A 22,299-nucleotide genomic window follows, 5' to 3' on the forward strand; every position below is an offset into this window, starting at 1 on the left:
TGCGGCATCATCACCCCGCAACCCGCACAGATCCCGACGCCACGCCCGCCGCCCGGGCCACGTCCCCCGTGGATTCAGCCGTGGAGCGGAACATCATCGTCACCCCGGCAGGGGGAGGCCCGGTTGAAGCCAGGCAGCAGCGCTGCTGCCGTACGATTCGATCCGCATGCAGCACCGTGCGCAGAGCACTTCCAAGAGCCAGGCTCTCGTTGCAAAAGCGGCTCGCGTGCCCCACCCTGCGGCCTTCTCCAGCGTCCCCGGACACCGAAGTCCCGCTCACGCGTAGGGCTCTCACACGTCACAGACCGGTCACAGTCACCTCACAGCCGCACACGCCCCGCGAGCATGACCGGATGCGCACACACCACGCCATCGCCCTGCTCACCGCGGCCGCAGCCCTCACCCTCACCGCATGCCAAGGCGACCTTCCCAGCATTGCCCCCACCTCGGCGGCGCCCACAGCGACCACGCCGGCTGCGTCAGCCCCGGCGGCCGCGCCCCCGGCGAAGGGCAAGACCGCCACCCTCCCCAACCTCGTCGGTAAGGGCCTCCAGACCGCACAAGACGAGGCGCAGGCCAGCGGGTTCTACGCCCTCAAATCCCACGACAGCCTCGGCCGGGACCGAATGCAGGTCCTCGACCGCGACTGGAAGGTGTGCAGCCAATCCCCGGCCGGTGGCGTGGCCATGGAGACCAGCACCACCATCGATCTGGGCGCCGTGAAGCTCGAAGAGACCTGTCCTGCCGGCGACGTCGCTGCGCCCAAGCCGGCCGGCAGCACGATGCCGAACTTCGTCGGGCAGGGCATGAAGGCCGTACGCGGGGCGCTCCCGTCGAACGCCTCCATCACCGTCAAGGACGCCTTGCAGGGCCGCATGGTGCTCCAGGAGTCGAACTGGAAGGTATGCACACAGGCTCCGTCCGCCGGGACCGCGCTGTCCGGGCAGCCCGTCAGCTTCACCGTGGCCAAGACCGAAGAGACTTGTCCCTGACCCATGTACGAGGCGGTGAGCGGGAGGGGAGGAAACCAGCGCTCCCGCCCGTTCACAGCCGAGGACCGCGACACCCTTCGCGCACTGCACGCCGACGTGCCTCGGTAGCGGCGATCTCTTCCTCTGTCGCACCCATGGCACCGGGCAACCGCTCGCGCAGGGTCCGCTCCAACAGCTCCAGGTCCGCCGAGAGGTCCGGCGCCGTCCCGGGTGCCGGTCCGGGCAGGGGGCGCCGGGGCTCGGGTTCCACGCATCCGATCGTCCATGCGCAGACCGCATGCGGAGCAGGACCCGTCGGGCGGCTCAGCATCGGATCGCTCCGGAGTCCCGACGGCTCAGCGGTCCGGGTTGATGCCCGACGACACGGACTTCACGCGGGCGACCTGGACCACCGCTGCGTGCTCCACGTTGCTGCGCGCGATGTCGTCCGCGTGGATATGGACGAGGACGTCGGCGACGACGGTGCCGATGCGCATGACGACGTGGTTGACGTCGCCGTCCCGGAACGCTTCGGTCGCGTCGGCGCCGGAGTCCACCGTCAGCGGCTTCGCCGGTACGCCGTCCTCCGCGCTCGACTTCCGCCGCTGCTCCGCGAGGCCCTTCATCGCCGTACCCGCCTGCGCCTCCGTCTCGAAGGTGAAGAGGGTGAACTCATATCGCGTTTTGTCCGCGTTGCCCCGGGCCTCCATCTCCTTCTTACCGGCGGCCTGGACCCCGGCACACTGCGTCTTCGTCTCCTCGGAGCAGGCGCTGCGCGCTGCCCCGTCCTGGACCAGGACGGGATCACCGCCGACGAAGACGTCGCCGATGTTCCTCTCGGTCGGGAGCGCGTAGTACAGCCCCGTCGCATCCACCCAGACCGGGGGCATCCTCGGTGTGATGGGCTGCTGGGTCGCGGCGGGGGCGGAGGACCGCTCACCGCCCTCGGCGGGCGAGTCCGACGCCTTCTTCCCCGTGGTCGGGGCACCCGCGGTCGCGCTGCCCGTCGCCGCACCGCCAGACGCGGAACCGCCCGCAACGGCGCCGTTCGTTGCCGCGCCGCTCGTTGCCGCCTTCCCCGTCTGGGCGCTCCCGCCCTCGCACGCCGTCAGCGACAGCGTCAGCGCCACCGCGACTGCGGTCCCCCGTGCAACAGCCTTCACAAGAACTCCTCCGCCGGTCGTCGCGACCGGGTCACAACCCAGAAATTTTCATGATCACCCAACATCATCAGCCGTTGATCACCAAACCCGTAGCCAGGGCCGTCCCCCGGAACGCCGGGCAACCGAGCACACGTTGCCCCCGTACGGGCAGCGGGGCGACAGCGGGGACGTCGGCGTGGGGTCAGGGCAGGAGGTGCCGGCAGGCGTGGTTCGACGGGCTCGACCAGCTGGAGCGGGGCCATCTCGCTGAGACCGGCCGGGCCGGCCACGTAGGCCAGTGCCTCGCATCGACGGCCCTCAAGACCAACCCGGTCATCGACTCGGTCTCCGCGAACGGCGATGCCTTACGCCCAGACGCCGTGCGGACGCCGCTCGACGGGCCGAGGACGACCAGCTCCCACTGGTCACGACAACGCGCGACCTGCGCATCTCTCACCAGATGACAGTGGGCAGATGACGAGGCGGTGACGGGCGCAGACAGGCCGGATTGTTCACGAGTTTCCGGTTCCGGCACGGATCTTGGGGTGCGATTGCGGAGAGTCACGCGCCACCGCCACGTCCATGCCGCGCAAGGCGGGCAACGAGTCCATGTGCAGTCCAGGAGGAAGGCGAAGTGCTGGGATGGAAGCTGCCGCCAGGGTGGTTGAGGCGAGTTCAGCCCCGGCCGCCGAGGCTGGTCGGCATCCCGAAGGTGCGCCGGTACGGCCGCCGTTCGCTCGCCATGCCGGCACGGTACTGCGGGCTCACAGCCCGTACGGCGTGTCCGGCGTCACCGGGACGTACGCGCCCCCGGCCGTCCGGATAAAACGGATGGGCGCGGGCGATCCTGACGCGGCAGGATGCTCCACATGACCTTGCCCACCCCCGAGCTGCACACCGCCCGCCTGCGACTGCGGCCGTTCACCGACGCCGACGCGGCGCCGCTCTACGCGCTGCACAGCAGCGCCAACGTGCTGCGCTACTGGGACTCCCCACCGTGGACCGAACCGGCCCGCGCCCAGCGCTTCATCACGACCTGCCGGACGATCGAGGAGGAAGGCACGGGAGCGCGGGTGGCCGTCGACCGCGTCCGCGACGGCGCCTTTATCGGTTGGTGCGGCCTGACCAGCTGGAACCCGGACTTCCGCAGCGCGTCCCTGGGCTACGTCTTCGATGCCGCCGCCTGGGGCCACGGCTATGCCACGGAGACCGCGCACGCCGTCCTGCGGTGGGCGTTCGATACCCTCGACCTGAATCGCGTCCAAGCCGAGACCGACACCCGCAACCTGGCGTCCGCCCGGGTCCTGGAGAAGCTCGGCTTCGTCCACGAAGGCATCCTCCGCGAGGACTGCGTCGTCAACGGCGACGTCTCCGACTCCTGGGTCTTCGGCCTCCTCCGCCGCGAGTGGCACCCGACGGCCACGCCGATGGCCGGCCGCTGGGACCGCGTTGAGCGGTAAGGCGTGAACACCCCGTCCCGTCTTCCCGGGCGGCCCGCGCGTGACGGCCCTGAACTCGCCCGGACGCAGGGCCGTCTCCGCTTCCCCACCACCCGCACGCCGTGGCAGACGGCTTCAGAGCCTCGGTTCTCAGCCGGCCACAACGCCGGCTGCTTCGCCGACGCCGACGCGGGGACGGCTTCGTCCGCGCCATGTCGCGCCCTGCATGGACGGCCATGGGGAGCCGCGTGAAAGCGGGCAGCCGGCGAACGGATGCGAGCGGATCGGTGACGAGTCGCAGCAAGCCGACCCGGTGGCGTGCGAAGCGGATGTGCGCCGCGAGTCCGGAGAGAGAGACGCCGGCATCCATCCGCGGTAGCGGTGGGCCAGTGAGAAAGCTGGGAGCGCTCGCGCCCGGAGGCCGCCGCCCGGGGGTCTGTGCCCGGACGGTGGGGCTCCCGCCGATACGGCCCGGTCCGAGCTCAGGCTCGGTGTGAGACTGCCGCCAGGGCCTCCTTGACCTCCCGCACCACGCGGGCCGCGTCCTCGGGGTTGTTCACCACGTCCGTGTGGTTCATGTCCACGACGAGGACGTCGCTGGCCGAGTAGTGCTTGTGCACCCAGTCGTCGTAGCCCGACCACAGCGTCCGGTAGTACTCGACGAGGCTCTCGTCCTGTTCGAAACCGCGGCCGCGCAGCCCGATGCGGTGCAGCACCGTCTCGAAATCCGCCTTGAGGTAGACCATGAGGTCGGGCGCCTTGCGGTACGGCAGACCGTCGATCTCGCGCATCATCTCGCCCAGCAGCCCCTCGTACACCTGCATCTCAAGGGAGCTGATCCGGCCCAGGTCGTGATTGACCTTGGCGAAGTACCAGTCCTCGTAGATGGACCGGTCCAGGACGTTGTCGCCCTGCTTGTACGCCTCCTTGATCGCGGCGAACCGCGTCTGCAGGAAGTAGAGCTGCAGCAGGAAGGGGTAGCGCTTGGCCTGGATCTCCTCCGGGCTCGCCGTGTAGAACAGCGGAAGGATCGGATTGTCGTCCACGCTCTCGTAGAAGACTTCGCTGCCCAGCTCCTTGGCGAGCAGCTCGGCCACACTCGTCTTGCCGATCCCGATCATGCCTCCGACGCAGATCACTGGCATACCTCACTTCTCCCTGGGGATCATCTGTTCCTGCATGGGTGGGCTGGGCACCCCACACCACTGAGTGGCCCGCCGGCGGTCACGCGATTCCCCGGGTTTCTTCATGATCAGCGTTATGTGGTCCTCACCCGGACCAAGGCCCCGACCCCGTCCGATCTCATCGATCGGCCGGCCTGAGCCGTGGCCCCGCGGCCGCCTTGAATCTTAAATGACCATTTGCGTCGTGCTGGCCAGAGCGCTGGTTGTCCCTCTCGCCTGCCCCCCGGCACCGTCATGGTGAGTCCTGTTCATCACATCCGGAGCGTGGGCCCCTGCCGGGAGTTCGGCAGGGGCCCACGGTTCAGACCGTTACGGAGGGCCGGGACCCTCCTCGGTGAGCGGCGAGCCGCCGAGATCAGTACCGCCTACTGCGGGCCTGACGGCCCGGCCTCACCTCAGGTGCCGGGTGAAGAACCGGGCCGCGGCGTCCCCCGCGAACTGCGGGACGCCGGTGTGCCCGCCCATGTTGGCGTGCAGCGTCTTCTCCTTGGAACCGAAGGCGTCGAACAGGTCCAGGGCCGCCTGACGGTCGTTCCCTTCGTCGTCCCACTGCAGCAGGACGTGCAGCGGAATGGTGACCTGCCGGGCCTCCTCGAACATGACGCGCGGTACGAGACTCCCCGCGAACAGAACGGCGGCCTCGATGCGCGGCTCGACCACCGCGAGCCGGATGCCGATGGAGATCACGCCCCCCGAATACCCGACCGGACCGCCGATCTCCGGCAGCGAGAGGAAGGCGTCCAGCGCGTCCTGCCACTCCGGGACCGCCTTGTCGACCAGGGGCAGGACGAGGGCGTCGACCACCCCGTCGCTGACCGGCTCGCCGGCCCGCATCGCCCGGCGCAGATCGGCGCGGGCCTGATCGAGGGCGGGCCAAGCGGGCCGGTCGCCGCTTCCGGGGAGCTCGATGGTGGCCGCCGCGAAGCCATCCGCAGCTGCGTCTTGGGCCCGGGCGACCAGCCGGGGGTACATCTTGCGCAGCCCGAGCGGAGGGTGGCCGAGCAGGATCAGTGGCACTGGTGCGGAAGCGGATGCGGCTTCGGGCGTCCACAGGATGCCGGGGATCTCACCGAGGGTGAATTCGCGTTCGAGGACGCCGTCGTCGAGGCGTTGCTCGGAAGTGAAATGCATGGTCGTGCCTTTCGGGAGTGCACTGGAACGGCGCTCCCGGACGACCTGTCTATCGCCCGACCGTGACCCCGGAGGGGAGCACCCATGTCGATACTGCGTTCACGGGTACCACCTCCTCGTTCTCTCGCACGGCCTCCGGAAATGTAGCAGTGGCCGACCTTCGTCCGCCAAACGGTTTTTCCCTGACTCGGCCGGGCCGGCGACCGGGGTGTCCAGGCGAAGCCGCGTCTCCTGGAACCGCTGGTGGTAGCGGTGCGTCTCCGGCCGGTCTGCAACCAAGCAGTTCCCCATGGGAGCCCGTCACCCCCTCCCGTACCGAGGGCAGGGCCGACCGCGGGGCTTCCGCCCCCACCGCCTCACCGTTACCTGGACGCCTTTCCTCCGGTTGTCGCTGCCGGCAGGCCATTCCACCCCCTACGAAGGCGACTGCATGACGACGAACAAGGTCACCGCACCCACGCTCACCCACGCACTGCTGACGGCAGCGCTGGCTGCGGTGTTCACCACCGGGGTCCAGCCGGCGATCGCGGCCGGGCCCGGTGACGGGGGCTGGAAGGGGGAGGGCGGGCTCACCCTGGACGCGGCCGACAACACCAAGGTCGACGCCTACCTCGACCGGGCGCGGGAAGCCGAGCGGACGATCAGTACGGATGTGCACACCGCCGCCCTGGCCACGGGAGCGGAACTCATCGGGTTCGACCACCGCCTGAAATCCCCCGACTCCCTCAAGCGCAAGGTCGCCACCTCCCTCAAGGAACAGCCCCAGCAAGACGTCGACGACGTCCTCGCCCGCTTGAGCGACGCCGTCCGCTACACCCTGCAATGGCCCGACGACACCTACACCCAAGGGGTCACCACGGCCTCGACCCTCCTGTCCGCCTGGGGCAACGACTCCACCAAGTGGTCCAACACCTGGGGCCGCACCGCCGGCTACAAGGGCCTCAACACAGGTTGGCGCGCACCCGGCTCCGGCCAGCTCTTCGAGGTCCAGTTCCACACCCCCGCGAGCAAGCACGCCCAGGAAGTGACCCACCTGCTGTACGAGGAACAGCGCCTTCCCTCGACGAGCCCTGACCGCAAGAAGGAGCTCCAAGCGCAGCAGGACGCCGTCTTCGCCGCCGTCCCGGCCCCTTCCGGCGCGGACCGCCTGACCGCGCCCGTCAGCCCCGCCGCCCCGCCGCCCATCCCGGCAGTCCGCTGAGGTCCACGATGTCAGCCCTGCCGTCGGTCCGAGGCACGATCGTGTCGAGCGCGCGCCCCGGACCGACACTCGTGCGTGGCTGGGGACTTGGGCAGGTTTGCCGCACGACGGCTACGGCACGTTCTGCCGTAGCCACACGTACGGGTACCTGTGCGTGCAGACAGACCTTGACCCCCCATTCCCTCAAGGGCCCGTGCGGCCGGCGGGCGCACGATCTGGGCCCGGCGGTCACCGAGCCTTCACCTGTCGGGCCCGCTCCAGTCGAAGGTGATGTGCTTGCTGGACTGGCCTTCCCTGCTCCACTGGAATCCGTAGGCGTCCGCGCGGTCCGCTGTCGAACGGCCCCAGGTCGCGACCTGGCCCGGTCCGGTCTCCGCGCCGGGCAGGTTGGTGGACTGGACGCGGGCGCCCTCCGGCGTGTTCGGTCCGGTGAGTGCTGCCGCGCTTGCCTCGACCCGGCCGGGGACGACGGCCCGCCAGCTCCCGAGGTCGTCGGCGACCTCGAACTCGATGGGGGCGAATTCCATGCCGCGCACTTCTGCGCCCATCATGTTCATCATCTCGGCGGGCCAACTGCCCGCCTGGCCACCGAAAATCATCTGGAGTGCTTCGCGCTGCGCGTCGTCGGCGCGCTCGTCCACGAAGACCGCCGCGAAGGCGTCGGAGTGCTCGGCCCAGAGGTTGCCGACGAACGAGCCCAGCATCAGCACATTGAGGCCGTCCAGCCGTGTGTCCCCGTATTGACCCTCGCGGATGTGCCACGCCAGGATGCCTTCGCAATCGCCGTCGGTGGGCAGCTGCGCGAAGGAGCAGGGGCAGGGCACGTTGCACTTGCAGGTGTCGAACCAGTCGCCTGCCGCGTGCCACTTCGGAACGGTCGCCGTGGTCTCGGACATCTCCCTGCCTCCTCGTGACCGCGTACCGGACGTCGGTCTCGGGCGGATGGCAGAACCCCCGGGATCCGTCGCCGGCCCACGCCCGGGTCGTACAGGGTCTCCCTCCAGAGTATCCTCCTCTGGCCGCCGAGAGGCCCCGGATCCGCACGGGCACGTACAGGTCCACTGTGATGTGCTGGAAGTGTGCGCTTCGACCGGAAGGCCATGGCACCACCCCTGCGTCCGGCAAACCTGCTGTCTGCCCGGCAGCTGGCACTCGCCTGGTCCCTGATGACCCTGATCGCCCTGCTCGCCTGGGTGCTGGTCGTCAGCCAGGCCCGTGACACGGGGGTCGAACCGGGGACCATGGGCATGGGCATCCCGCTGTTCCTGCTGTTCTGGCTGACGATGATGATCGCCATGATGTTCCCGTCCGTGGCCCCCGTCGCCATCACCTGGACCAGGGCCATCAGCCGGCAGTCCGCCGGAGCCGTCCGGGTGGCCCGTACCACCCAGTTCGTGGGCGGCTACCTCCTGGCCTGGACGGTCTTCGGCCTGATCGCATACGGGCTCCTCGCGGCGACCGGGGCCTTGGTGGACGAGCACCCCGCCGTGGGGCGCTGGATCGGTGCGGGCGCCTTCCTACTCGCCGGGCTGTACCAGTTCACCCCGCTCAAGAGCCTTTGCCTGCGCCACTGCCGCAGTCCCATGGGACAGCTCGTGCGCTACGCCGGCTTCCGGCCCGGGGCCCGCGACCTGCGGGTCGGGGCCCACCACGGGGCGTACTGCGTCGGCTGCTGCTGGGGACTGATGATCGTTCTCGTCCCGCTGGGCGTGATGAACGTCCTGGGGATGGCGGCGGTGGCCGTGGTGATCTTCATCGAGAAGCTGTGGCGCCTGGGCCCGGCCTTCTCCGCCGCTGTCGGGTTGGCGTTCGTCGTCCTTGCCGTCGTGGCCCCCTTCCAGCCCTGGCTACTGCCGGGTCTGACGCCGCCGCAGTCACCGATGACGACGATGCTCCCGTCCTGAAAGGTGCGGCAGAAGGGTGGGTGCGGCAGCGTCGCATGCTGGCTGACCTGCGGTTTCACCCGTCCGTGGCGAGGTCGTGCAGGGTGGCGACTGCGCGGACGGCGCGGTGGGCTGCCCACCCGGCGCGCCGTGATCGCCCTCGTCCGGGACGCGGCGCCGGCAAGGAGCCGACCGGGCAGTGGTGGCAGGCCGCCTCCGCCAGACAGGCGAAAGCGCCATTCGGTTGGGTGCCACCGGCCCCGAACCGGTTGCGGCCGTCCGCGTTTGGCTGGTTGCTGAGAGTGTCGTCAAGAACGGCGCGACTCCTGGGAGGCACCATGAGCTACCAGCAGGATCTGATAATTTGCCGCGAATTGGGCGAACGCCATGGCGAGAGCCGGGCGCTGAACAGCCTCGGCGTCGCCCTGCAGCAGGTGCAGCGGTTCGACGAGGCCATCGAGGCCCATCAGCAGGACCTCGTCACATGCCGCGAGCTGGGCGAGCGCCATGCCGAAGGGCAGGCCCTGAACAATCTCGGCACGGCTCTGCAGCAGGTGCAGCGGTTCGACGAGGCCATCGACGCACACCAGCAGGCCGCCGCCCGGTTCACCGAGCTGGGCGACCACCACCGTGAGGGACAGGCCCTGAACAACCTGGGTACGGCTTCGCAGCAGGTACGGCGGTTCGAGGAAGCCATCGACGCACACCAGCAGGCCGCCGCCCGGTTCACCGCACTCGGCGACCACCACCGCGAGGGGCAGGCCCTGAACAACCTGGGTACGGCCTCGCAGCAGGTACGGCGGTTCGACGAGGCCATCGACGCACACCAGCAGGCCGCCGCCCGGTTCGCCGAGCTGGGCGACCACGACGGTGAGGGCCGGGCCCTGAACAACCTGGGTACGGCTCTGCAGCAGGTGCGCCGGTTCGAGGAAGCCATCGACGCACACCAGCAGGCCGCCGCCCGGTTCGCCGAGCTGGGCGACCACGACGGTGAGGGCCGGGCCCTGAACAACCTGGGTACGGCTCTGCAGCAGGTGCGCCGGTTCGAGGAAGCCATCGACGCACACCAACAGGCCGCCGCCCGGTTCATGGAACTCGGCGACCACGAGGGCGAGGGCCGGGCCCTGAACAACCTGGGCATGGCTCTGCAGCAGGTGCGCCGGTTCGACGAGGCCATCGACGCACACCAACAGGCCGCCGCCCGGTTCGCCGAGATGAGCGACGACGAGGGCAGGGTCCTGAACAACCTCGGCACCGCCCTCCAGTCCCGCGGGCTGTGGCGGGTACGCAAGGGCAAGAGCCAGAGCGAGGCCAAGGGCCAGAGCGACGGCAAGGGCCAGAGCGACGGCAAGGGCGATGCCAGTAGCGATGTCAAGATTCGCGGCGAACGTCTGGTACCGCTCATCGTGGACATCCCCTCGGGATCCTCGGCCGTATCGGCGTCAACGACCACCGCCGCCTCCTCTTCCCCGGAGCCGGCCGCGAAGATGGAGGTCATCCCGCTCACTCCCTTGGACGAGTCGTCATCGGCGCAGGCCGACCTCCAGATGGGCAACAAGCGCTGGGGACGCCGCCGCAAGGCGCAAGACCCGGTGCTCTCCGACGACCGGTAGTAAGACGGGGGCGTGCGCGGTCAGCAGCCGCGGACGCCGAATCCACACACCGTCTCCGAGCGGTACACCGTGCCCGGCCGCAGTTCCTTACGGGGAACCGCGGCCGGTTGGGGTTCCGGCAAGTGCTCCTCGAAGAACGCCGGCGGGTACGCCTGCCCCGATGACGGCCGTGGCGGGATCTCCGAGAGGTGTCAGGTCGAACCACTCCCCGCGCCCCCGGTGCACCCGGTGCGTCAGCCGCCGCCCGACGATCCGGCCGCAGCTCCGGGCAGGGGCTGAGGGAGCCGGACGACGCCGTTGCAGACGTCTCGCGCCTGCGTTCGACCGCCGCACTGGCGTCCCGGTCCCGCGCTCGGCCGACGCGTGGGCTCGCCGGAGCGGGCCGGTGACGGAGCGCGGGCGGTGTGTGGGGCGACCATGGACAGGTGCGAAACGTTCCAGGGCGTGACCAGGGGGCCGAGCAGCCCGAGCCCGCCGACCCCGCCGAGGGCGTCGAGGGGGCCGATCAGCGGGCGCTCGGCGCGGCCCTGCTCGAAGTCTGCGCGGCCACAGGGGCGTCCATCGGCATGCTCTACTTGCCCGATCCCACCCGGCGCGTCCTGCGTCTGGCGATGACCCTCGGCCTGGCCCGAGAACTCGCGCTGCCCTGGTCCCGGGTCCCCATCGACGATGCCATCCCGGTGGCCGACGCAGTTCGCGACGGGCGGTTCGTCTGGCTGGGCGGCCGGGAGGAGACGGCCCGGCGCTACCCGCGCCTCGGCCTCGTCCTGCCGTACGACTTCGCCCTCGCCGCCGCCCCGCTCGTCCCCGACCCGGTGTCCGGGGCGGAGCCCACCGGGGCCGGTCTCGTACTCCTGTGGCCCGGCTCCCACGCGCCCTACCTGACCGACAAGGAACGCGTCGCCGTGGACTCGGCCTGCGGCCGTCTCGCGAACCACCTGCGCCGGGCCGCCGAAGCCGGACACCCCGTCCGTCCCCCGGCGCAGCCGGTCATGCTGCGACCGCCTCCCCCTCCCACGCCCGGACCGGCCGAGGCGGCCGCCGCCATGGCCTTCATCCGCCGGCTGCCCGGAGGCAACTGCGCACTCGATCTGAACGGCACGATCACCTTCATCACCGCCGAGGCGGCCGAGCTGCTGGGCGCACCTGTCTCCCGGCTCCGCGGAGCCCTACCGTGGGAAGCCTTGCCCTGGATGGACACCCCCGTCATCGAGGACCACTACCGGGCCGCAGTGATCAGCCGAGTGCCGCGCAGCTTCACCGCCGCTCCCCCGATCGGCCGCTATCTGCGCTTCGACCTCTACCCGGACAACACCGGGATCAGCGTCCGCATCACCCCGGTCACCGCCGACGAGCCCGTCCCGCCGCCCGCCGCGCCGACGGCCACTCCCGCGGAGCCCTCGCCCAGCCGGGCCACCGCCCTCTACCAGCTCATGCACCTGGCGGCCGCCCTCACGGAGGCCGTCCACGCCCGCGACGTCGTCGACCAGGCCGCCGACCTGCTCGTCCCCGCCCTCGGCGCCCAGGCCCTGGCCCTCTTGGTGGCCGAGGAGCAGCGTCTGCGCATCGTCGGCTTCCGTGGTTACACAGCCGAGCTCATGGCTCGCTACGACGGCATCCCTCTCGGCATCCATACAGCCAGCACCCATGGCCTGCGCACGGGCAAACCGCTGTTCTTCGCGAGCGCCGACGAGCTCGCGGCCGCCTTCCCGGCCGTCGTGATCGGAGACGGCATGGCGGCGTGGACCTTCCTGCCCCTGATCGCGTCCGGCCGGCCCATCGGCACCCTCATCCTGGCCTACGCGCGTCCCCATACGTTCGCGCCCGGTGAACGGGCGGTCCTGACCTCCCTCGCCGGACTCATCGCGCAGGCCCTCGACCGCGCCCGCCTCTATGACGCCACCCACCAGCTGGCCCACAGTCTGCAGACCGGCCTGCTGCCGCGCGCCCTGCCCCACGTCCCGCACCTCGAAGTGGCCGCCAGCTACCTGCCGGCGGCGCACGGGCTCGACATCGGTGGCGACTTCTACGACCTCATCCGGATCGACGACACCACCGCCGCGGCCGCCATCGGCGACGTCCAGGGCCACAACGTGAACGCCGCCGCCCTCATGGGCCAGGTCCGCACAGCCGTCCACGCGGGCGCCGGCGCACCCCCCGAAGAGGTCCTCGCCCGCACCAACCGGCTCCTGACCGACCTCGAACCCGGGCTGTTCACCAGCTGCGTGTACGCCCATATCGACCTCGCCGGCCACACCGTCCGCCTGGCCTCCGCCGGCCATCCGCCCCCGCTGCTGCGCCATGCCGGCGGCCCGGCGAAGATGCTGAACCTGCCGCCCGGGCTGCTCCTCGGCATCGACCCGGACGCCTCGTACACCGCCGTCGAGATCCCGTTCGAGCCGGGCACTCTGCTCACCCTGTACACCGACGGGCTGGTCGAGGTTCCCGGCGAGGACCTGGAGGACGGCATCGCGGCCGTCGCCGCCCGCATCACCGCGACCCACGAAGGCCACCCGGTGCGCACGCTGGCGGACGACCTCATCGGCCAAGCCCGCGGCGGCACTGCCCGTACCGACGACATCGCCCTGCTCCTGCTGCGCTTCGCCAGGGAGGGGCGGCACACGTGACGGGCCCGGAAGTCGTTGCCGTCGGCGTCGCGCCCCACCACCGCGCACCCCTTCTCTCGCCTCCAGGCTCAATTGCGCCTGTCCGGTCCACGCGGTCCCTGCTCCGCCTTCGGACCGCTTCAGGAGGAGGACCCGCTTCGCGGGCGGGGGCCTCGTGCGCCTGGTCGGGGGCCTCGCGCGCCTGGTCGCCGCCGACGCTCCGCTCGGGCCCGAGCAGGCCGCCGCCCCGCTCCGGGTGCACCGGGCCGACTCCGGTAACACGCGCCTTGGTTGCCGCAGATACAGCCGGCACTCCGCCGCGGCAGCAGCCACCTCGTGGTCGGCGCGCGCCTACTCCCGTACCGCCCTGCTCCATGCCTCCAGCAGTTCCCGCTCGCGCTCGCCGCTGAGACCGGCCCGGCGGGGCCGGTCCAGACCTTGCTCCCGCTCCCAGCGCAAGGTGTCCGCCAGCAGCTCCGCCCGGGGCCGGTGCCGAAGGCCCGCCGCGCCGGCCGCGGAACCGTTGCGGGCGCTGAAGCCGACCCAGTCCGGGTCGGCCATCCACATCGCGAGCGATTCCGGGCCCATGAACTGCCCCACCTCCTGCTCGAGCAGCCAGTCGGCACCGGCCTTCACCACCGGACCGGTGTGCCCGCCGACCTCCCGGGACAGTGCGACCCACTCGCTGAACGGCACGATCGGCCCGACCGCGTCGTACGTTCCGGTCGTCCCCTTCTCCGCACAGTCGAGCAACCACGCCGCGAGGTCTCGCGCGTCCACCGCCTGCGTCGCGACGTCGGGCGATGCGGGTACCAGCAGTGGCGCCAGCGGCTCGCGCGCCGCGCGGCCCACCCAGTACCCGGTGCGGCCGCTGTGGTCACCGGGGCCGCCGATCAGTCCGGCCCGCGCGATGAGGAGCCGATCGCCCACCGCAGCCGTCGAAGCCTCCTCACACGCCGCCTTGGCCTCCCCGTACTCCTCACGGTCGGCCTCATCCCCCTTGACCGCCGGGAGCAGGCACGCCGACTCGTCCGCGTCCACCTGCGCGTGCGAGGCGTACGCGCTGATCGACGACACGTACGCCCAGTGGGCCGCCCTCGCCCCGAGCGCCGCCAGCGCTCCGCGGACGAAACCCGGCTGCCACGAGACCTCGACCACGGCGTCCCAGTCCCGGTCCGCCAGGCCTTCGTACGCCGACGGGTCACGCCGGTCCGCGGCGACCAGCACCGCACCCTCGGCCACGGCGCCACTCTCCCCGCGGGCCAGGCAAGTCACCTGATGCCCACGGTCCAGTGCCTGCCGCGAGACCTCGCGGCCAACCCATGCCGTTCCACCCAACACCAAGATGTTCATCGGCCCACTCAAACACGGCCCGTGAGCCTGCGCCCCCTGCTTCGCCCAGGGCATAGTGATCCGCCGGAGACACCGGACCGGCCCTGCCCGGCCGGCGGCTCCCGCGACGCTCAGGTCAGGCGGAGCGCCGCGACGGCCAAGCGCGCCGGCCGTTGCAGAACCAGCCTGGCCGGATCCGGCCGAGGGAGCGGCCGGATCCCTCCGTCATCCCGTACGGACGCCGTTGTTGCGGAGCAGGGACTCCCGTAACCCGGTTTCGGGCCCTCCGCAGCCCCTCACTGGACCAGGTCGGTGTGCGGGTGGCCTCCGCTCGCCGGGCAGGCGTACAGCTGGAGGTGATTGGCGTCCAGCACCGTGATCCCGGGCGGATTGCACCAACTGTCGTCGGATGCGCCGGGGACTCGGTCCTCGTGAGGGATCCAACTCGTGCTGTTGCGGTGCCATTCGGACGAGGCGATGGTCAGCAGCGGCGTCATCGCGGTACCGCAGGCCACACAGAACCGCGGCACGGGGTCGGTGAGTCCCCAGGAGGCCCAGCCGCCGATCTTCCAGCCGGGGGCGTGGGACAGCGCGTTGTCATAGAGCTCCCGCGGGTCGGCATCGTCGACCACGATGCCCGCCGCCCGCCAGGCCGCGGGGTCCGTGATCTGCTGCTTCAACTCCTCGGGGAGTTCCAGGGAATCGGGGTACTCGGTGACCTGCTCCGGCGCGAGCACGCACGGCTCGGGCACGTAGAGGTACTCGTCCGCGTCGAACGGCTCGGGCGGCGCGGCCAACACGTCGGTGACATCCGCGGCGGTCCGCCAGGACAACGCGATCGGAATGCTCGAGTCCGGTGCGTGCTCCGAAGGGCACCACAGGACCTGCAGCAGGTCGCTCCGCCCGGGCGGCCGCAGCAGGGGTATGTCCCGCGCGTACAACTGGGCCACGGGCACCAGGGGATGGAGGCCTTCATGCTCGATGCGGCAGTACAGCCAGGGTTCCTGTGCGGGCCAGAGCAGGGGCCCCCCGATCGAGCTGTCGTGCACGGTGGGAGAGCCGGGACGCGGGTGCAACCGGACTGCTTGGCGCGCCAGCGGAGCCAGCGCGAGGAAGACCGCGGCGACGTCGACCGGCCGCGGCGGGGTGGTACGTGTGCCATTCATGGCGACGATCTTGCCAACCCGCTCTGACAGCGGGCCGACCAACAGGACGAGCCGCTTCCTTCCTGCGTGCGACCCACACCCTGCCGGCTCCGATCGAAGTGCTGCGGGCGGTCGGAAGGATCGTGCAGCTGACTCGCGGTCCGAAAACCGGCCTACCTCACGGGGGCCTCGAAAGAAGTGGCCTCCGGGAGCAGCCAGAAAGTAGCTTGTCCCCGCCCTGCACATCGCCCACAAGGAGTTCTCATGTCCGCAGACGTCCAGGGCCTCGCGCCGGAACGTGCTGCCCGGCTCGCCTCCCTGGTCGAGCAGTGCAAGCCGTTGCTGGAGCAGAACCAGGACATGGAACAAGTCCAGCGGCTGCTTCGAGACCTCGGAACCGGAGCCATGGACTCGATCCTTGTCACGCGGGAACTGCTGGGAGCCGGACCCGGGGCCCTCGGGGAGGCCAAGAGTGCCGTGCTGTCGAGCGCCGCGCGGATCACTGGGCTGCAGACACCTCAGCAACGCGTGGACATGATCGAAAGAGCGAAGGACGTAGCCGACGGCTTCCTTCGCTTGGCCCACGCCCCGGGGAGCACCAGGACCGTCGCCATCGACGGCCCCGGAGGGTCGGGCAAGACAACGTTGGCCGCCGCGGTGTCCGGACAACTCGACGATTCAGTCACCGTCCACGTCGACGACTTCTACCGTCCCCTACCCGACCAGGAGCGAGAGCGGCTCGACGCAGAACAGGGCTACCACCGCTACTTCGACTGGGAACGTCTCCGGGACCAGGTCCTGGTCCCGCTGCGGGCCAACCAAGCCGCCCGATACCAGATCTACGACTGGGCCACCGGACGACTCGGAGGCTGGCACGAGATCGGCCCCGGCACCGTGGTGATCGTCGAAGGGGTCTACTCAACCCGCCCGGAGCTTGCGCCCTATTACCACTTCACTGCCTACGTGGATGCTCCGCGAGACCTCTGCCTGCAGCGAGTGCGAGCACGCGGCGAACATGCGGACGAATGGATCACGCGTTGGCGCGCCGCCGAGGACTACTACCTGCACACCACCTGGCCCCAGACCAGAGTCAAACTCCTCGTCCGCGGCTACTGAGGCAGGGAGAGCACCCGATCACCGAGGCAATCCGAACTGCATCGGCCTGACACCCCGTCACCCACGCGTATGGTCTCCGTCATTCCATATGGCTCAGCGATACAACACAGCCCCTCGTGATCGCGGCGAACGCCGGCAGGTAGACGTATCTCTGCGTGGGTGACCCAGCATCGAAGGACCCCAGTCGACGCTGGACTTCCGCGGCCACATTCCCATAAGCCCAGTGGCATGCAGTTCGGCTACCGGACTCGGGCACCGGCTGGAGAACCGGCACTCGGGAAAGGCGACGGACGACGACAACCTTTGCGCGACGCCAGCGACCTGACGGCCGAATCGGCGGCGGAGTGCACACCGGAGACGACGGTTTGCTCCCGCCTCGGCGCAAAGACCGGTAGCAGGGCCGACGGCCGGCACTGCCGACCGGAGTCGGTGAGCGGTGCGGGCCGCTGCGGCGCCCTCATCCAAGCGCGGACCGGCGCGTCAATCATGGCTATCGTGAAGCGTCCCGACGTTCTGCAGGTCGGACCCCGGTAAACGAAGCCCGGCTGCGGAGACTGGTACTTCGTGGAGGGCCAGGTAACCGTGCCGGGCCGCCTCGACTCCACTCGCCACGAGCACTTGCGATCACGTGGAGGCGGGCGTAGAGAGGAAATAGGGCACATTCCACTCGATCCTTGAGTATTGGGGATGGTCCCCGTGCCTGACACAGGATGGGCTCTGCTGGGGTTGTTGATATTCCTCGGTGTGCTCGGCGCGGTGGGGGCGTGCTTCGCGTGGCGGATGGCTTCCAAAGAGACAGAGCGCGAACCGAAGATCGAAGTGCTCGTCGGCATCGGGGGCGCACTCATTACCGGCATTGCCGTGGGCGTGTCGGTCCTTTACCTGCAGCAGGCACTTGAGGAGAGCCAGAAGTACGCGGCGTGGCGCGCCAATGTCGAAATCGCCGCCTCCATCCCGGGGTTCAGTCCTGCAGGCCGCGACATCAAGGCGATCAATTTCAGCGGCAAGGCCCTGCACAATGCCGACCTCAAGGGAGCCGACCTGCGAAACGCCCAGCTCCGGGACACGGACCTGACAGGGGGCCGACCTGACAGGAGCCAAGCTGCAAGGCGCGAACCTGATCGGGGCCAACCTCTACGAGACCAACCTGACGGGTGCTCACCTCGACGACGCCCTCCTCCAAAGCGCCAACCTGACCCACGCGGTGATCGACAGCGAGGGCACCACCTTCCACGGGGCGACCGTTGACGCGCGTACGTGCTGGCCGGAGGACGTGGTCCAGGAGAAGGTCGATTCGGTCAACGTCAACAACGAGGGCCACGACGGCTTCCGAGGCGGGGAGAAGGCTCCTGATTGCTCCCTGTGGAAGGCAGGGCACCGCGCCGGTTGAGCGCCGGGCCGGCCCGCTCCAGCCGTTGAAGGACGGCCATCTCTTCGCCCGCCGGACCCTGGACGAGGCCCCTACGAGACCCCGGTGGCCGAGCGCGGCCTTCCGGCTCTGTGCGCCGCGATCGCCGCGCACGCGCCGCAGCTGCTGGCCGACTTCGAGGCCAACTGGCGGGCGAGGATCGCCGACACCTGCGACATCGCTGGCCGCCGACTGCGCCCGATCAGACAAGGTCAAGGACCTCCTGGAAGAGGCCTCCCGGATCCACCAGCGAACGTCTTCGCTCGGACCTGGAGAGTGAGCGCAGAGTTCACCGGCCGCCCTGGGCCACGGACGGGACCAAGCTGGCCGCCGAATACCACGACGTTTTGACTACTCGCGTGCGAGAGCTGACCATCGGGCGCCGTCAAGAACCCGAAGCCCGAACTCAACTATCCCGGCCACCCCTTGACCGTTGACGGGATCTTCGGCCCCGGGCTCGGGGCGTCTGAGGGCACGGACGGCATACCGCAGGGCACGTGAATGGCCTGGCCCTACCGAGGTTCGGGAGGGCCAGGCCCTGATTGCCCCTAGCGGAATGCCCCGCCTGTCACCAGGGGCTGCGGACCCTGATGCCCAGCGCCCGGACTCGGTCCTGGTCCTTCGGCGCAAGCCTCGCCAACTGGTTTTCGCCGACGACCCCAACGTGCCGCCAGATGGTGCAGAGGCTCTCCATTGCCGCTTCGGCGACCTCCGGCTCCTCGTCCGCCGCGGCGAGCACCAGGGCTTCCACGACCGGACTGGTCCGGAGTCCTGCGACCGCCCGTGCCGTCCGGGCCCGCAGCTCCGCAGGGACGGCCGGGTCGACGAGCGAGCCCAGGACGTTCGCCGTGTCACGTGCGTCCTCGCAGGGCAGTACCCAGACCACGTAGGCCAGCTGCGCGCCCAGCATGATCAGGTACTGGAGTGGGATGAGCATTCCCACCGGCAGCAACAGCAACAACGGCAGGATGACCATCCAACCGCCCCGGATCCGCTGGGCGCCACCGGTCGGCGGTTCGAACCGACGGCCGGCCAACAGGACGAGTACGAACATGGTCGCGACCGTCAGGAGGGGGACGCCCACGAGGCCGACCCGCACCTCGAGCGCGAACTCCTCGATGAAGGGCTCGTCACCGAGAGCGGGCAGCACCGAGGCCGCGGCCACCCAGGCAAGCACGATGGTCAGGACGTAGCGCCGCAGGGAGGTCCACAGCCACTTACCCGAACTCATGACAGCTTCCCCACTTGAGCAGCTCTTCGTCCAGCTTGGGCCATGGTGTCACGGGCGATCTACTGCGCTTCTGCCCCTTCTGGTACCGTTCCCGGCCGACGCCACGCTCGACCAGAGGTGAAGGGCCGGGCGAGCGCGGTCGGACGCAGCCGGCCAGGTGGTCCGGTTCGCGTCCGAACAGCGGGCCGCTCCGCTACTCGGACCTGCTGAGGCCACGCACCCTAGCGACCGATGCAATCCGCGCGGTCACCCCGCGTCCTCGGGTTCGGGTTCACGGACGAACCAGAGGTCGAGGTCATCCCGCGGGCATAGTGGTGGCAGGGCGGTGAACCTCCAGGATGACTGCGGTACCGGCCACGGATCGGTCCTCGTGCATGGTGATCAGCTGGCCGGGCTGGACGTGCTTCCACTGCGAGGGGGTGAAGGGCACCAGGCGAACCGTGGCTCGTCCGCCGGGCTCCAGAGAAGGCATGTCCTCTACCCAGAGCCGGGCAATGCTGACCGCTCGTTCACCGGCGGGTGAGAGATGTCCGATGTCCCACATGGGCCGCAGAACACCGTGAGCAGCGATTGGCGTTGTGCGTCGCGCCTCGGCGGCAGGGCGGAGCGTCAGGTCAGCTCGGATCACGCCGTTGCGGATCTCGGAACACCGCCAATGGCACCAGGCCGAGCTCCGCTCAAGGCGGAGCTGTTCCGCCGCGTCGGCGAGCTCAACCCAGAATGCGAGAGGAGGGGGATGGCCGTTTCCCAGCTCCTCCAGCAGGCCCAGGGCGATCTCCCACTCGTCGTTGACGAGGTAGTCCCAGATGTCTCGCACCGTAATGTCGTTCTCGGTAGCGGTCTCTTCAGAAACCAGCAAGGAGACCGCTTCGAGCAGCTCAGGGACGTTCATGCGCCTCATTGTCGGCCACGGCGTTGTCTGGCTGCGTTGCCCTGATCCCGCTTGATGGCACCCAGCCGGTTATGGCGTCTCGTTGACCAGATCACGTTTCATCCGCCGGCCTCGCTGATGCGGCCTGGGCGGTTGCGCGGCCGGCGACTTCGTCGAAGCCGCGAGCCCGCTCCGTGGCAATCAGCAGCCACGCGCCTGTCGGGTGGTGGCGGGTGTGGGCGTGTACTGGAAACTTCGGCGGTTTCGAGGGCCTTCGAGTCGCCGTCTAGGGGGTGTGGTCGGGCCAGGGGACGTCAGTGGCGACTGGCACTGTGTAGTCGATGCCGGGCACGGAGAACCCGTAGAGGCGTCGGACCTCAGCGCGAAACCAGTCGAGATCGGCCAGGTCGGCGATGGTCGCCGTGGTGGCAGCCTCCCAGCGTTCCGCGACAGCCGCCTGGACATCGTCGGTCAGTTCGAAGGTATCCAGGCGGATACGCCCCTCGGCGTCCAGGGCGAGCGGGGCAGCGCCGGTGAGTTGGTCCCACAAGGCGGCGAGTTGGAGGATCGGTGGGACGAGGTCCTCGCCGAGGACGCCGCGCAACAGGCCGGTGTACAGGGCGATACCAGGAATCGCGGTGGAGGACTGGGTGACGGCGGCGCCGTTGACGGAGGTGACGGCCCGCCCGCCGACTGTCTTGTCGAGCCGCTCGTTCAGCGTGCGTGCCGTGGCCTCCAAATGGGCCTTGGCCGCGCCGATGGTGCCCTGCCGGTAGATCGCCGCCGTCAGCGGCGAGCCGATGTAGGACAACGCGGCGGTGGCGAACCTGTCGGCAAGCAGTCCGCGTGCGGCAAGGTGGTCGATCCAGCGTTCCCAGTCCGTTCCGCCCATCACGGCCACGGTGTGCTCCACGTCGTCGCCCTCGGCCGGTCCGGTCTCCACCTCGCGGACCTCCGGAACACCCTCGTCATCGAAAGCGAGGGTCTTGGTGCGGTTCGCCTGGCCGATCGGCTTGAGGACCGAGGCGTAGGCGGTACCGGTGTCGGGGTCGGTCCGCCGGGGCGCGGCCACCGAGTAGATCAGGTAGTCCAGCCGACCGCCGAAACGCTGCTCGACGAGGTCGGCGACCTGATTCTTCATCGAGTCGGAGAAGGCATCGCCGTTGAGGAAGACCACGTCCCGACCGGCGCTGCGGGCGATGTCGGCGGTGGCCGCGGTGCGATACCAGCCGGCCGTCGCCGTACGCCGCGCGGTGGGGGCTTTCTCGAAGGACACCGCGATGCCGCGGATACCAGCGCGCTTGAGTCCGGCAAGTGTGGCCGCGAGACCGTAACCGGCGGAGGAGCCGATGACAAGCGCGACCGGCCCGTTGCCTTCCGGCACGCCGACGGGGGCGGGGCACGCCTGCCACATGTCGGCCACCAGTTGCCGGCAGCCCGCCGGGTGGGAGTCGAGGAAGAGGAAGCCCCGGTTGCGGGGGGTGAGAACACGCTCGCTCACGATGACAGTCCTTGGGTCGGCCGGGACACGGACGCGGTGACCAGCCAGGCCGGCCACGCCCTGCAAGTCTGCGATAGCTTCCCCAGACGTGGTGGCCCCACCGGGAACAACGATCATGAGCCGGTCTTGGAGTGTTCCACCACTTCCAGCCGAGCAAGAGGCACCTACCTGCGCAGCTAGCTTGAGGGCGTAGAGGGGGCACTGTTCGCTGTCGAGGAAGCCGCCGCGCGCCGCCGTCCGCCGGCGGAGCCGTTCGCGTGGCCGGTCGAGGGTCAGATAGGCGCCGTCCGGCCTCCGGGCCGCGTCCACGTCGCGACGTGCCGCGACACCGGCAAACGCTGCGCCCCCGCCACCGCCGACCAGATCCGCAAACTGCTCGCCCAGGCGTGGCCGCCTGCGCTCCAGTGCCGCCCCGACACCGCACTCGTGTCGGCGTACGCATGAACGTGGTCGGACGCGTACCGATGTGCCGCCCCGTCGCGCTGGTGGCCAGGCACTCCTTGACCTGAAGCGAGATTGAGGTTT

Annotated in this window: 18 protein-coding genes and 2 pseudogenes; 11 read left to right on the plus strand and 9 right to left on the minus strand. The window is 69.9% G+C overall.

Annotated elements, in window-relative coordinates; all coding sequences use genetic code 11:
• Window positions 1–353: 353 nt before the first annotated feature.
• Window positions 354–992, plus strand: coding sequence for a hypothetical protein (locus OG861_RS01205; RefSeq protein ID WP_329201436.1), 639 nt, complete (start codon window positions 354–356; stop codon window positions 990–992).
• A 335-nt stretch (window positions 993–1,327) separates the two neighbouring features.
• Here OG861_RS01205 and OG861_RS01215 read toward each other — a convergent pair whose 3' ends face one another.
• The gene (locus OG861_RS01215) at window positions 1,328–2,134 is read right to left on the minus strand and encodes a hypothetical protein (RefSeq protein ID WP_330261001.1); all 807 of its coding nucleotides are present in this window, start codon (window positions 2,132–2,134) and stop codon (window positions 1,328–1,330) included.
• A gap of 848 nt (window positions 2,135–2,982) precedes the next feature.
• On the opposite strand from OG861_RS01215, the gene OG861_RS01220 reads away from it, so the two are divergent.
• Complete coding sequence (locus tag OG861_RS01220; RefSeq protein WP_330261002.1) at window positions 2,983–3,573, plus strand: GNAT family N-acetyltransferase; 591 nt, start codon at window positions 2,983–2,985, stop codon at window positions 3,571–3,573.
• 461 nt (window positions 3,574–4,034) lie between these two features.
• On the opposite strand, the gene OG861_RS01225 is transcribed toward OG861_RS01220, so the two are convergent.
• Both OG861_RS01225 and OG861_RS01230 read right to left on the minus strand, forming a co-directional pair.
• A complete protein-coding gene (locus OG861_RS01225) occupies window positions 4,035–4,697 on the minus strand; it encodes a deoxynucleoside kinase (RefSeq protein ID WP_329201430.1) in 663 nt (220 codons plus the stop codon).
• A 429-nt stretch (window positions 4,698–5,126) separates the two neighbouring features.
• Window positions 5,127–5,867, minus strand: coding sequence for an alpha/beta hydrolase (locus tag OG861_RS01230; protein ID WP_329201429.1), 741 nt, complete (start codon window positions 5,865–5,867; stop codon window positions 5,127–5,129).
• A 430-nt stretch (window positions 5,868–6,297) separates the two neighbouring features.
• Between OG861_RS01230 and OG861_RS01235 the strand changes: the two genes are divergently transcribed.
• Window positions 6,298–7,068, plus strand: coding sequence for an ATP nucleotide 3'-pyrophosphokinase (locus tag OG861_RS01235; RefSeq protein WP_330261003.1), 771 nt, complete (start codon window positions 6,298–6,300; stop codon window positions 7,066–7,068).
• Between the two features lie 239 nt (window positions 7,069–7,307).
• On the opposite strand, the gene OG861_RS01240 is transcribed toward OG861_RS01235, so the two are convergent.
• A complete protein-coding gene (locus OG861_RS01240) occupies window positions 7,308–7,964 on the minus strand; it encodes a DUF1326 domain-containing protein (protein WP_329201427.1) in 657 nt (218 codons plus the stop codon).
• Window positions 7,965–8,168: 204 nt separating this feature from the next.
• On the opposite strand from OG861_RS01240, the gene OG861_RS01245 reads away from it, so the two are divergent.
• From OG861_RS01245 to OG861_RS01255, 3 genes are all read left to right on the plus strand, one after another.
• Entirely contained in the window at window positions 8,169–8,972 is an 804-nt protein-coding gene (locus OG861_RS01245; RefSeq protein ID WP_330261004.1) for a DUF2182 domain-containing protein, read from the plus strand.
• Between the two features lie 317 nt (window positions 8,973–9,289).
• The gene (locus OG861_RS01250) at window positions 9,290–10,564 is read left to right on the plus strand and encodes a tetratricopeptide repeat protein (protein WP_330261005.1); all 1,275 of its coding nucleotides are present in this window, start codon (window positions 9,290–9,292) and stop codon (window positions 10,562–10,564) included.
• Between the two features lie 425 nt (window positions 10,565–10,989).
• Window positions 10,990–13,191, plus strand: coding sequence for a SpoIIE family protein phosphatase (locus tag OG861_RS01255; RefSeq protein WP_330261006.1), 2,202 nt, complete (start codon window positions 10,990–10,992; stop codon window positions 13,189–13,191).
• Between the two features lie 330 nt (window positions 13,192–13,521).
• On the opposite strand, the gene OG861_RS01260 is transcribed toward OG861_RS01255, so the two are convergent.
• Together OG861_RS01260 and OG861_RS01265 are read right to left on the minus strand one after the other, a co-directional pair.
• Window positions 13,522–14,523, minus strand: coding sequence for an NAD-dependent epimerase/dehydratase family protein (locus OG861_RS01260; RefSeq protein WP_330261007.1), 1,002 nt, complete (start codon window positions 14,521–14,523; stop codon window positions 13,522–13,524).
• Between the two features lie 275 nt (window positions 14,524–14,798).
• On the minus strand, window positions 14,799–15,668 hold the full coding sequence (locus OG861_RS01265) for a hypothetical protein (RefSeq protein ID WP_330261008.1): 870 nt from the start codon (window positions 15,666–15,668) through the stop codon (window positions 14,799–14,801).
• Window positions 15,669–15,911: 243 nt separating this feature from the next.
• On the opposite strand from OG861_RS01265, the gene OG861_RS01270 reads away from it, so the two are divergent.
• The 4 genes and pseudogenes from OG861_RS01270 to OG861_RS01275 all read left to right on the plus strand — a co-directional run bounded on the left by OG861_RS01270 (window position 15,912) and on the right by OG861_RS01275 (window position 18,153).
• The gene (locus tag OG861_RS01270; RefSeq protein WP_330261009.1) at window positions 15,912–16,763 is read left to right on the plus strand and encodes a uridine kinase family protein; all 852 of its coding nucleotides are present in this window, start codon (window positions 15,912–15,914) and stop codon (window positions 16,761–16,763) included.
• Window positions 16,764–17,543: 780 nt separating this feature from the next.
• Window positions 17,544–17,831: pseudogene (locus tag OG861_RS34215) on the plus strand (pentapeptide repeat-containing protein); the annotation flags it as partial.
• A 19-nt stretch (window positions 17,832–17,850) separates the two neighbouring features.
• Window positions 17,851–17,955, plus strand: a pseudogene (locus OG861_RS34220) (pentapeptide repeat-containing protein); the annotation flags it as partial.
• Between the two features lie 12 nt (window positions 17,956–17,967).
• Window positions 17,968–18,153: a hypothetical protein gene (locus OG861_RS01275; protein WP_330261010.1), complete on the plus strand. Its 186-nt coding sequence runs from the start codon at window positions 17,968–17,970 to the stop codon at window positions 18,151–18,153.
• A 586-nt stretch (window positions 18,154–18,739) separates the two neighbouring features.
• Here the strand turns inward: OG861_RS01275 and OG861_RS01280 are convergent.
• From OG861_RS01280 to fabV, 3 genes are all read right to left on the minus strand, one after another.
• Window positions 18,740–19,402, minus strand: a complete 663-nt coding sequence (locus OG861_RS01280; protein WP_330261011.1) for a hypothetical protein — start codon at window positions 19,400–19,402, stop codon at window positions 18,740–18,742.
• 295 nt (window positions 19,403–19,697) lie between these two features.
• Window positions 19,698–20,294, minus strand: a complete 597-nt coding sequence (locus tag OG861_RS01285; protein ID WP_330261012.1) for a hypothetical protein — start codon at window positions 20,292–20,294, stop codon at window positions 19,698–19,700.
• A gap of 265 nt (window positions 20,295–20,559) precedes the next feature.
• A complete protein-coding gene (fabV, locus tag OG861_RS01290) occupies window positions 20,560–21,774 on the minus strand; it encodes an enoyl-[acyl-carrier-protein] reductase FabV (RefSeq protein WP_330261013.1) in 1,215 nt (404 codons plus the stop codon).
• A 201-nt stretch (window positions 21,775–21,975) separates the two neighbouring features.
• Between fabV and OG861_RS01295 the strand changes: the two genes are divergently transcribed.
• The gene (locus tag OG861_RS01295) at window positions 21,976–22,218 is read left to right on the plus strand and encodes a DUF6233 domain-containing protein (RefSeq protein ID WP_329202629.1); all 243 of its coding nucleotides are present in this window, start codon (window positions 21,976–21,978) and stop codon (window positions 22,216–22,218) included.
• Window positions 22,219–22,299 lie beyond the last annotated feature (81 nt).

The organism is Streptomyces sp. NBC_00539, assembly GCF_036346105.1.
Classification (GTDB): Bacteria; Actinomycetota; Actinomycetes; order Streptomycetales; family Streptomycetaceae; genus Streptomyces.